Below are 10,998 nucleotides of genomic sequence, written 5' to 3'. Positions count from 1 at the left end.
TGTACTGCTTACTGATCACTGTTCACTTACAACTGACTAAGTTCCCTCTTCCCACGAATTCAAATAGTGAGTCTGTTCCGCTGTGAGCGTGTCGATCTTCACGCCCATCGCTTCGAGTTTGAGGCGGGCGATCTCGTGGTCAATCTCAGCAGGGACAGAATACACTTTCTTCTCCAATTTATCCGCATTCTTCGCCATGAATTCGGCCGACAAAGCCTGGTTGGCGAAAGACATGTCCATGACGGAGGCAGGATGCCCTTCGGCAGAGGCGAGGTTGATGAGTCGTCCTTCGCCGAGGATGTTGATCTTGCGTCCGTCTTTTGTCGTGTATTGATCCACGAACGGGCGGACGAGATTCGGTTTGCCAACGCTCATCTTCTCGAGCGCGGGGATGTTGATCTCCACGTTGAAGTGACCTGAATTGGCGACGATCGCGCCGTCTTTCATCGCGGCGAAGTGATGTTCGTCAATGACGTTGAGATCGCCGGTGACCGTGCAGAAGAAATCGCCGAGCTTGGCGGCATCGCCCATCGGCATCACTTGATACCCGTCCATCACCGCTTCGAGCGCCTTCATCGGGTCCACTTCGGTGACGACGACCTGCGCGCCCATGCCGCGCGCGCGTGACGCGAGACCGCGTCCGCACCAGCCGTAGCCTGCCACAACGAACACTTTGCCCGCGAGCAAAACATTCGTCGCGCGGATGATGCCGTCAATGGTGGATTGACCCGTGCCGTAGCGGTTGTCGAAGAAGTGCTTGGTCATCGCATCGTTCACCGCGATGACGGGGAACTTCAACACGTTATCTTTTTCCATCGCCTTCAAACGGATGACGCCCGTAGTTGTCTCTTCCGTGCCGCCGATCACGCCTTTCAACATTTCCTTGCGTTCATCGTCGGAGAGACCTTTTGCCCAACTCGCGAGAGACGGCTCAAGTTTTTCAAAGCGACCCATCTCGATGAAGAACAGCGACGAGACCAGATCTGCGCCATCGTCCATCGTCATGTGCGGTTTGTGTTCGAGCGCGGCGCGGATGTGCTTGAAGTACGTGACCTTGTCTTCGCCCTTGATCGCGTACGTGGGAATCTCGAACTGATTCACCAACGCCGCGGCGACATCGTCCTGCGTGGAGAGCGGGTTCGACGCGGTGAGGACAATGTCCGCGCCGCCGTCTTGCAACGCGACCATGAGGTTCGCAGTCTCAGTCGTCACGTGCAAACATGCCGACACGCGCAAACCCTTGAGCGGCTTCTCCTTTTTGAATCGCTCGCGGATCTGGCGCAGGACGGGCATCTCGCGCTCCGCCCAATCCATGCGGCGGCGTCCGCCCTCGGCTTGGCTGATGTCTTTGATATCGTAATTACTCATTTATTGCTCCTTCTGGATTGCGGACTTGAGTCCGCATTATTCTGGATTGCGGATTTCAATCCGCTTTCGGGAAATTGGCGGACTGAAGTCCGCGCTCCGTTTTTTTTTATCGTTCATTCCGCAGTTCAACTGCGGAACGAACTACTTATAACAACCCATCCATCTTCCCGCCATCTTCAAAATGCTTTCGAAACCGTTCCACAAATTCCTGACGCGAATACGAATGGCTTTGCGGACCGCGCTGCTCCAAACAATAGACCGCCGCAAGCGAACCGATCTCGCCGCACAACTTCCAGTCGAAGCCGCGCGAATAGCCCGCCAGGAATCCGCCGCGGAAGGCGTCGCCGACCCCGGTCGGGTCTACGATCTCTTTCTCAGGGACGGTTGGGATATGCACCGAATCGCCATTGACGTACAAGTCCGCGCCGTCTTTGCCGCGCGTGATAACCAATACTTTGACATGCTTAAGAATTTGATCCAAACTCCAGTTCGTCTTTTTGGAGATCAACCCGAACTCGTAATCATTGCAGAACAAAAACTGCGCGCCTTCCATATCGCGCGCCAATTCTTCGCCTTCGAGACGAAGCACTTGTTGACTCGGGTCATACAAATACGGGATTCCCAACTCGCGGCATTCGGCGGGAAACTTCATCATCGCATCCGGCGCGGACGGGGAAACGATCACCAAATCTGGTTTTTTGTCCAACTCTTTCAGCGACTGCGTGGAGGAGCGCGCCATCGCTCCGGGATAGAACGAGGCAATTTGCGCCGAGACGTTATCCGTCGTCGCAAAGAACGAGGCGGTGAACTCGCCGGGGATAACTTTCATCAAGGAGGTGTCCACGCCTTTCGATTCGAGCCATTGACGATACTCGCCAAAGTCTTCGCCGACGGTTGCCATCACGCGCGGCGTTGTCCCAAGCAACGCCATCGAATAAGCAATGTTCGGCGCGATACCGCCGCGCTGTTTCGACATGGATTCGACGAGGAACGAAAGACTGATCGAAGCCAATCGTTCCGGAAGGATTTGTTCCTTGAAAAGACCCGGGAAGGTCATCAAGTAATCGTAGGCAACTGAACCGGTGAGAAGGATGTCCATATATTTCTGCTCGGCGTATATCCTTTCGCCGAGGACGGCGAGAGGAGCGTGGGGTATTCGCATCAAAAGGCGTGACGCGGGTTGCGTCACGCCAATGTCAACGGGCGAAAGTTTATCACGTGAGACTGGGATTGTCTAGAAAATAGGATTGCAAATTTCTAATTTAATACCCGCTTCCAAATCGGTTTTGCAAAGCCTGATAACTTTGGAACGCGAGGAGTCCAAACAGGAGCGCGGTGTACGCGCTGTGAAATAAAACGAAGCCCGCCAAAGCCATGAGTCCGCCCGCGATCACCGACAGCCAAAGCGATTTGCGCACGCCCCCGATAGGATCGTACATAAGCAGGATGTTGCGCGCCACCTGACCGCCATCCAGCGGGTAGATGGGCAGAAGGTTGATCAAACCCCAAAAAACATTAACCCACAGCATCATCGTAAGGAAAATACTCATTGTGAACCCGCCAAACGGCAAGGTGGCTGAAGTAGGCAATGGCAGGAGTCCGAACAAGTTATTGTTGGCGACAGAGCCGCCAAGAAGTTGAACGCCAACAATAATAAGCCCGGCTAGCAAGAAGCCCGCGCCGGGTCCAGCCAGCGAGATCAAAATCTGCTGAACGGGACCGATGGCGACGCTTGCGTATCCGCTCCCCCACGGCGACATTTCGGGGATGGTCAAGCCGCCGGAGAAATGGAGCAAAATTTGCGAACGCAAACCATACCAACGAAATGCAAATGCGTGACCAAGTTCATGGATCAGGATGGAAACGAAAACAACAAGAATCCAAATCACGATCTGAAGCAGGTCGCCGCTAGCGCCCAGCAGGAGCGCAATCAGCCAAAACAGCGGATGCACGCGCACAGGAATGCCTGCAATGGAAAAGCGGAGGTCGTAACGGCTCGTCGGGGTAGGTTGAAAAAAGGACATTAGCTTCCCAACACCACTTTCTTCAAACTCTCCTCAAACGGCGGATATGCGATTCCGTTCTCAGTGACAATGGCTGTGACCAAACGATTCGGCGTCACATCGAAGGCGATGTTGCGCGCTTTGGCATTCTTCGGCGTCACGCGCTCGCCTTTGAATTCCAAGCCCAGCACTTCTTCGGGATTGCGTTCTTCGATTGGGATTTGATCTCCGTGTGAAAGCGAGAGGTCAATCGTGGAAGTCGGCACGACGGGATAAAACGGAACGCCATTGTCTTTCGCGGCGAGGGCAAGCATGTACGTGCCTATTTTATTTGCCACGTCGCCGTTCGCGGCGGTGCGATCAGAGCCGACAAAACATTTTTGCGCTTTGCCCGCTTTGAGGAAATAGCCCGCCGTGTTATCGCTGATGATCTCGTAGGGGATGTTGTATTGCTCCAGTTCCCACGCGGTGAGACGCGCTCCCTGCAAGCGCGGACGAGTCTCATCTACCAACACGTGAATCTTTTTCCCTTGTTCGTGCGCGGTGCGGATGACTCCGAGCGCGGTCCCCCAGTCCACTGCGGCGAGCGCGCCTGTGTTGCAGTGATGGATGATCGTATCGCCGTCGTTGATTAACGTCGCGCCGTGCTCTGCCATGCGCTTGTTGATTTCCACATCTTCATCGGCTATCTTCTGCGCTTCCCTTAACACAGCCTCTCGCAACTCATCCGCCGATCCGTTTACGGAGTACGCAATACGCAATACCCTGTCCACCGCCCATGCAAGATTCACTGCGGTGGGACGCGAAGCCTTCAACGTGGACGCGGCAGATTCCAAATCGGCGAGCAGGTCGCCCGTCGAAGTGGAAGCGGATTCGAATCCCGCGAGCGCGAGTCCGAAAGCGGCAGTCGCTCCGATGGCGGGCGCGCCGCGTACGACCATATCCGTAATCGCTTGCGCGACGGATTTGTGATCGTTGTACGATGCGACTTCGAAGCGCGCGGGCAAAACCCGCTGGTCTATCATTTTGACTTGGTTGTCTTCCCAGAATACGGTTCTCATGGGGGACATTTTACTCGTAAATTCGTCTTGCAAAAACCTTAACATCGCAGACAATCCGTGCAATAATACGGCGTTTGCGAAATAAACTCTTGTGCAAGCAACTTAGCCACAGAGATCACAGAGTTCTCAGAGAAAACCTCAAAACCTCTGGGTTCTCTGTGGCAAATAAGCAAGAGAAAAAATTTAAAATTTGCAGGAGGACCAATGTTCACCAAAAAGCGCGCGTTGTTCTTTCTGACCTTCGCGGTCATAGTCTCGCTGGCAATCGTTTCATGCGGACCAGCATCACAACCCACGGCGACTGAAGAACCCGCCTCTCCAACAGGTTCTGAAACAGGTTCGGAAAAAAGTATCACCATTGTCATCGGCGAAGACCCGCCATCGTTTAACCCGATGGTCGCGGATACCGGCTACGACGCGCTGGTGATGGAACTCGTTCTGCTCGGCATGGCAGACATTGACCCGAACGGAAATGTTTTCCCCGAACTCGCCGCAGAATTACCCACTGTTGAAAATGGCGGCGTGACGATTGACGACGAAGCGGGGACCATGGCGGTCACATGGACGATGCGCCAGGATGTGTTGTGGCAGGACGGCAATCAAGTGACCGCTGACGATGTGTTGTTCACTTGGAATGCGATCACCGATCCAGTCAACGGCACATGGATTCCCGGCATTGATTACATTGATTCGGTCGAGCAGTTGAGCCAGAATTCCTTCGTCGTCAACTACAACACCATTTATCCCGGCTACCTCACACAATTCGGCGGCGAGCAGATCGCCATTTGGCCCGCGCATTACTGCGACATCGAGCAGGGATTCCTCGCATGGGACTGCGGACGCGAACCGTTGAGCGACGGTCCTTTCGTGCTGCATGATTGGGTCGCGGGCGATCACATGACATTCCACAAGAACGACAATTATTATCTCGCGCCGAAACCCAGCCTCGATCAGGTGATCGTGCAGATCGTCCCTGACGATGCCGTGCGCAAGACGATGATGTTGAACGGCGATGCGGATATTGACATGTGGATCAACGCCAACACGGCGAAGGACCTCGAAGGTTCGGAAAAAGCAAAGGTCAGTCTGAGTCCGACCGACCGTTGGGTGATGCGGCTGTACTTCAATCTCGCGGCAAAAGGGACGGTGGATCCGGTGGCGACTCCTCACCCCATCCTTTCTGACGTCAACGTGCGGAAAGCGATTCGTTCCGCTGTGGATGTTGACACCATCTCCTCCGAAATTTTCTACGGGCTGACCACCCCCACATGGACGGAGTTCTTCCGCCCGCCGTATCAATGCAATGTGCCGCGCCCCGCGTTCGATCCTGAAGGCGCAAAAGCGATGCTCGAAAAAGCAGGCTGGACCGATTCAGACGGCGATGGAGTCCGAGAATGTCACGGTTGCTCCACCGGCGCGCCCGAAGGCTACAAAATGGAAATGGAATTCATCACCTATGCTGAATTCGGCGAACCGCTCGAATTGACTCAACAACTCATCGCGGAAGAACTCGGCGACATCGGAATCAAGATGAATATCACGGTCGTCGAAGGCAGTATCCTGTGGGATCAAGCCGAGAACGGCGGCATCGAACAAAGTGGCAACTACGATATTGACATTTGGGACGACGGGTACGCGGGCGTTGACCCCACCGATTACATTTGGGAACTGTATTCGCAAGAAGCGCTCGTGCCGGGTAGCGGCTACAACGTGATGCGCTACGACAATCCCGAAGTGGACGCGCTGATCGACGAAGCGTACACGCTCGATGAAGCCTCGCGCAAAGAAACGTTCTGCAAAATCGCAGACATCCTCAATGAAGATGTGCCGCTCGTGTATCTCTTCACCACTCCCAACCTCGAAGCCTACTCCGCGCGGCTTGTCGGCGTGCAGTCCACCGTCAACGATCTGGTCACATGGAATATCGCCGATTGGACATTGAAATAATTTTGCCGCTGAGTCACGGAGACATTGAGAATCAAAAAAATCATTAACCGCGAAGACCGCGAAGGACGCGAAGAATTAATTTCTTTGCGCTCTTAGCGTGCTTCGCGGTTAAACATTCTCAGACTATTCGACTAAGCAACTAAGTGACTAAGCGACTAAGTAACTAAGCGACTAAGTAACTACCGGACTAGATGACTACATACATCCTCCGCCGCCTCATTCAAACGGTCGGCTTGCTGTTCCTCCTCAGCGTGATCCTCTTCACGCTGGTCAACGTCGCGCCCGGCGGACCCATCACCGCGTATGCTGGCAGGCGTCCGCGTCCCGAACGGATCGAACAACTCAAACGACAGTTCGGGCTTGACCAGCCTCTTCCCCTCCAATACGTCTACTGGCTCGTCGGCAACGACTGGACAAAAATCGACTCCGACGGCGATGGCATCAAAGATGAAGCCGGCTCACGCAAAGGAATCCTGCGCGGCGATTTCGGTCTTTCGTATCGCACGCGCAAACCCGCGCTGGACGAAATTGCGTCGCGCCTTCCCAACACCGTCTACCTCATGTCCATCACCATGCTGGTCGCGCTCATCATCGCCATCCCGCTCGGCATCTACTCCGCCATCAAACAATATTCCCTCTTCGACTTTTTCGCCACAACATTTTCCTTCGCGGGTCAAGCCATTCCAGAATTTTGGCTGGGGCTTCTGCTCATCATCATTTTCTACGCGTGGTTAAAAAATCCCTGGACAGGAGAACCCCTTTTACCCGCTGGCGGCATCTCCTCCCTAGACGGCGGATTCTCCCTCTCCGACCGACTCGCCCATCTGGTTCTCCCGGTTCTTCCGGGACTTTGGGCTGGGTCGCCTGGTACTCGCGTTTTCTCCGTTCGAGCATGCTCGAAATCCTCCCGTTGAACTATCTCAAATCGGCGCGCGCCCGCGGACTCACCGAACGTAACGTCATCTTCAAACACGCCCTCAGCAACGCGCTGATTCCCATCGTCACCTTGCTCGCGCTCGACCTGCCCTATATTTTCACCGGCGCGGTGTTGATCGAATCCATTTTTGCATGGCCCGGTATGGGACGTCTCTACTACCAATCCGCCGTTGACCGCGATTATCCGTTATTGCTCGCGGTCCTCATCATCGGCGCGGCATTCATCATCCTCTGCAATTTAATTGCTGATGTTCTCTATGCCTACCTCGACCCGAGGGTGAGGTATGAATAAGTTATCCGTCCTGAGCGGAGTGAGAAGCGTAAGTTGCGACGAACGAAGACGAAGGATACTCCGCTCAGGACGGAGTCTGGCAAAGAGCGCATTTAAAACTCCGAAGGAGTGAAATGATTATCGATTCGCATAATACGGATTGCCAACCCCGAAGGGGTGTCATAATTTTGCATGAGGACATATCACCCCTTCAGGGTTTGATGGTGATTTGCGCCATTTTCTATAAATCTGCCATCCCTTCGGGATTGATAGCGTGAGAGGCAAGTGAATAAAATTTCTCGCTGATAAGTGATATTCTGCGGTTAGCAGAGCCACTCTACCATCGTCATAGTTCATGAACAACCAACCTACCAACCTCTCCTCCACCATCTGGAAACGCTTCACCCGTCATCGCGGCGCGATCGTGGGTATGGTCATCATCAGCATCATCCTCGTTGTGTGTGTGTTCGCTTTCGTCTCGCCGTTCGATTCTGAAAAATCGAATCTCGCCGAAAAATATTTACCTCCATCGTCCACATACCTCCTCGGCACCGACGCGCTCGGGCGCGACCTGCTCACGCGCATCCTCTACGGCGGACGCATCTCGCTAGCCGTCGGCGGTATCGCTGTGGCAATTTCACTCCTCATCGGAGTCCCTGTCGGCGCGTTGGCTGGCTACTACGGCGGCAAAATTGACACCGTCCTCATGCGCATCACAGACGCGTTTCTATCTTTGCCATCTTTCCTCGTTTTGATCCTGCTCGCGGCGATATTGCGCGAAGTGGAACTCCCCATCTTTCAACGTAACAGCGTGTTGACCATCAGCCTCGTCATCGGCATCCTCTCGTGGATGACGTTTGCCCGCCTCGTCCGCGCCGCCTTCCTCACCCTGCGCGAAATGGACTATGTCTCAGCCGCGCGCGCCCTCGGCTCCTCCGATGGACGCATCATGCTCGGTCACATCCTCCCCAATGGGATCGGCGTCGTCATCGTCGAAGCGACCTTGCAACTCGGCTACGCCATCATTCAAGAGGCAGGCTTGAGCTTCCTCAACTTTGGCATCCAGCAACCAACTCCCTCGTGGGGCAATCTCATTTACACCGCGCAGGATCACTTCACCAAATACCCGTGGCTGGCAATCTTCCCAGGCATAGCCATCTTCCTCACCATCATCTCCGTCAACTACATCGGCGACGGTCTCCGCGACGCGTTCGATCCATATAAGGTGATGGAGAAGGTTGGGGAATGGACGTGAAACTTGTTAAGGAGTTTTACTTATCATCCCGTCTCAAGGAGGAGGAGGAGGACCGCCACCATCATCATCGTCTGGTACAAATAATAATCTTTTTTTCAGTACATCTTTCATATACAATATCCTATCTAAATTTTAATTAGTCTGATTCAAGAAATAATGAATATGTGAGCTTTCTGGGAGACAGGTCGGATATCTGCCAAACTACACGAGATAAATTGTTATCCGAAAAATCTATCCGATAGGCTCCTATCGAAGGGGTTCGATGGAATGCTTTCCACTTTTTACCTCTTGGGGCAATGAATTCAATACTGAGTTCACTTGTCACGTGAGTTACACCCAAAGACCCGTGGGCATTTCCAGTTTCGATAAGTTCCTTCCATTCGCCAAGACGCTTGCACTCAATAGTTAGGGGTGAAAGTTGGTTTTCTTCACTAGGGTGATCAAGAAAAATAGCGTAACGAATTTTGCCTTCATTTCGAGATAATTCAATGACATCCAAGGGAGTCTCGTCAATCGGATTTCTAGCCGAAACGTTCATAGTGAAGCCTCTCGGAGCGTTGTCGGGGATGCTGTAGCCTTTATAGTAAAAATAACCCTTACATCGAACTGGAATAACGACTAGTTCTTCGCGAAGAAAATCGTTTCCATTTTCATCAACAGTATAAACCAGCCTCCATTTGCCAATAGTTATATCTTCCTGTAGAAAATATAAGCGTTGCAAGATTCTGAAAACGCGCTGAGTGTTGGATAATCCAAACAAATGAGGGTTCATTTCTTGCCAATATATGCGCCTGAGTCCTATATCGAGAAAAAGCGTTACGTATGCAGCAATTACAAAAGTTATTAGAAGATGAATGAAAACTCGCGAAGATACAAATTGCGGGAATTTCTCAATTTCATCGGGTACTCCGAGAGGTTCTGCAAGTTGCCAAATAGCAAGGTAAATCGTTACAAAAACAATAAGGTAAGCAATAGTAATTCCCCACCAATTTCTTTGTAACCATTCCAAAGGCTTCCTAAACATATTCTACTCCCATCATAGCTCGGAACTCATTCTCGAGATTATAATTCAAAATATATGTCACCGCATTTGTTCATCCAAATCCTCGGCTGGACGGGTTCCGTCCTCTTCCTCCTCGCCTATGCGTTGGTCTCGCTCAAAAAAGCGGATGGCGATTCACTGCTCTATCAAGGCATGAACATCGTGGCGGGCGCGTTCCTCGTCATTTACACATTCACGCTCGGCGCATACGCCACCACAGGTCTCAACGCGGTGTGGGTCGCCATCGGTCTGTTCACACTGGGGCGCAAATGGCTCAACCGACGTTAACCCCACACATCACGCCCAACGCGCGCGTGGACGAGATCGAACGCGGCTGGCGACTCTCCATCCCTGCTGGGAATGCAAACGAATATCGCAACGCGCAATTGGATGATTACGCGCGACTCTCACGCCGACGATTCCCGCATCGCTTCCCTCTCCGCCTCAGCCTGCTCGCCCGCACCTCAAGCGACTCCATCCCTGGGACGTGGGGCTTCGGCTTATGGAACGATCCGTTTGGGTTGTCGCTCGGCTTCGGAGGGAATCCGTTTCGAATGCCCGCGTTACCGAATGCGGTTTGGTTCTTCGGCGCGTCGAAAGAGAATTATTTATCTTTCAAAGACTTCCGTCCTGAGCGGAGCGAGGAGCGTAAGTTGCGACGAACGCAGTCGAAGGACGCTTCGACTACGGGCTTCGCAACCAACGCTCAGCCCTCCGCTCAGCGCGGAGTGGCAAATGGATTCATGGCGCAAACATTTCGTTCGCCAACATTTCATCCGTTGTTGATTCTCGCGGGGATAGCGTTTCCGTTTTCACGAAAGATGACGCGTCGAATGTTGGGAAGCATCATCGGCGAGGACGGAGTCGCCGTCAGCGTGGATAATACCGAATGGCACAGATACAGCCTCACTTGGGGAGAGAAGCGAGTGTCGCTCGAAGTGGATAACGTCCAAGTGTTTGAGTCGGCTGTGAGTCCGAATCCGCCTCTGGGGTTGGTCATCTGGATAGATAATCAATACGCATCGTTTACCCCCGATGGGAAAATCGGGTTCGGTGTTTTGGCAAACCCCGAACCCGCGTGGTTGGAAATTAGAGAACTGGAGATTGGAGACTAG

General features: G+C 53.2%; 9 protein-coding genes and 1 pseudogene. 5 read left to right on the top strand and 5 right to left on the bottom strand.

Annotated features, from left to right (window positions below):
* Nucleotides 1–36: 36 nt before the first annotated feature.
* The 4 genes from ahcY to mtnA form a co-directional block, all read right to left on the bottom strand.
* Entirely contained in the window at nucleotides 37–1,368 is a 1,332-nt protein-coding gene (gene ahcY, locus IPM31_12255; GenBank protein MBK9007754.1) for an adenosylhomocysteinase, read from the bottom strand.
* Between the two features lie 145 nt (nucleotides 1,369–1,513).
* Nucleotides 1,514–2,467, bottom strand: coding sequence for a carbohydrate kinase family protein (locus tag IPM31_12250; GenBank protein ID MBK9007753.1), 954 nt, complete (start codon nucleotides 2,465–2,467; stop codon nucleotides 1,514–1,516).
* Nucleotides 2,468–2,630: 163 nt separating this feature from the next.
* Nucleotides 2,631–3,392 (bottom strand): site-2 protease family protein, encoded by a 762-nt coding sequence (locus IPM31_12245; GenBank protein MBK9007752.1) that lies wholly within the window; start codon nucleotides 3,390–3,392, stop codon nucleotides 2,631–2,633.
* Nucleotides 3,392–4,441, bottom strand: coding sequence for an S-methyl-5-thioribose-1-phosphate isomerase (mtnA, locus tag IPM31_12240; protein ID MBK9007751.1), 1,050 nt, complete (start codon nucleotides 4,439–4,441; stop codon nucleotides 3,392–3,394). The genes IPM31_12245 and mtnA overlap by 1 nt, the downstream gene beginning before the upstream one ends.
* 195 nt (nucleotides 4,442–4,636) lie before the next feature.
* On the opposite strand from mtnA, the gene IPM31_12235 reads away from it, so the two are divergent.
* The 3 genes and pseudogenes from IPM31_12235 (at nucleotide 4,637) to IPM31_12225 (ending at nucleotide 8,841) form a co-directional block, all read left to right on the top strand.
* Entirely contained in the window at nucleotides 4,637–6,379 is a 1,743-nt protein-coding gene (locus tag IPM31_12235; protein MBK9007750.1) for a peptide ABC transporter substrate-binding protein, read from the top strand.
* 191 nt (nucleotides 6,380–6,570) lie between these two features.
* Nucleotides 6,571–7,607: pseudogene (locus IPM31_12230) on the top strand (ABC transporter permease).
* Nucleotides 7,608–7,941: 334 nt separating this feature from the next.
* Complete coding sequence (locus IPM31_12225) at nucleotides 7,942–8,841, top strand: ABC transporter permease (protein MBK9007749.1); 900 nt, start codon at nucleotides 7,942–7,944, stop codon at nucleotides 8,839–8,841.
* Nucleotides 8,842–8,977: 136 nt separating this feature from the next.
* Here the strand turns inward: IPM31_12225 and IPM31_12220 are convergent, their stop codons facing one another.
* On the bottom strand, nucleotides 8,978–9,865 hold the full coding sequence (locus tag IPM31_12220; protein MBK9007748.1) for a hypothetical protein: 888 nt from the start codon (nucleotides 9,863–9,865) through the stop codon (nucleotides 8,978–8,980).
* 54 nt (nucleotides 9,866–9,919) lie between these two features.
* Between IPM31_12220 and IPM31_12215 the strand changes: the two genes are divergently transcribed.
* Both IPM31_12215 and IPM31_12210 read left to right on the top strand, forming a co-directional pair.
* Entirely contained in the window at nucleotides 9,920–10,171 is a 252-nt protein-coding gene (locus IPM31_12215; GenBank protein MBK9007747.1) for a hypothetical protein, read from the top strand.
* Nucleotides 10,153–10,998: a hypothetical protein gene (locus tag IPM31_12210; protein MBK9007746.1), complete on the top strand. Its 846-nt coding sequence runs from the start codon at nucleotides 10,153–10,155 to the stop codon at nucleotides 10,996–10,998. The genes IPM31_12215 and IPM31_12210 overlap by 19 nt, the downstream gene beginning before the upstream one ends.

The organism is Candidatus Defluviilinea gracilis (assembly GCA_016716235.1).
Classification (GTDB): domain Bacteria; phylum Chloroflexota; class Anaerolineae; order Anaerolineales; family Villigracilaceae; genus Defluviilinea; species Defluviilinea gracilis.
The sequence above is the reverse complement of the archived record's forward strand: the minus strand, read 5'-3'. Positions and strand labels throughout refer to the sequence as shown.

Excerpts from the sequence above, each read along its gene's own strand:
- ahcY (MBK9007754.1), bottom strand. The coding sequence starts at position 1,368 with ATGAGTAATTACGATATCAAAGACATCAGCCAAGCCGAGGGCGGACGC.
- IPM31_12250 (MBK9007753.1), bottom strand. The coding sequence starts at position 2,467 with ATGGACATCCTTCTCACCGGTTCAGTTGCCTACGATTACTTGATGACC.
- IPM31_12245 (MBK9007752.1), bottom strand. The coding sequence starts at position 3,392 with ATGTCCTTTTTTCAACCTACCCCGACGAGCCGTTACGACCTCCGCTTT.
- mtnA (MBK9007751.1), bottom strand. The coding sequence starts at position 4,441 with ATGTCCCCCATGAGAACCGTATTCTGGGAAGACAACCAAGTCAAAATG.
- IPM31_12235 (MBK9007750.1), top strand. The coding sequence starts at position 4,637 with ATGTTCACCAAAAAGCGCGCGTTGTTCTTTCTGACCTTCGCGGTCATA.
- IPM31_12225 (MBK9007749.1), top strand. The coding sequence starts at position 7,942 with ATGAACAACCAACCTACCAACCTCTCCTCCACCATCTGGAAACGCTTC.
- IPM31_12220 (MBK9007748.1), bottom strand. The coding sequence starts at position 9,865 with ATGTTTAGGAAGCCTTTGGAATGGTTACAAAGAAATTGGTGGGGAATT.
- IPM31_12215 (MBK9007747.1), top strand. The coding sequence starts at position 9,920 with ATGTCACCGCATTTGTTCATCCAAATCCTCGGCTGGACGGGTTCCGTC.
- IPM31_12210 (MBK9007746.1), top strand. The coding sequence starts at position 10,153 with ATGGCTCAACCGACGTTAACCCCACACATCACGCCCAACGCGCGCGTG.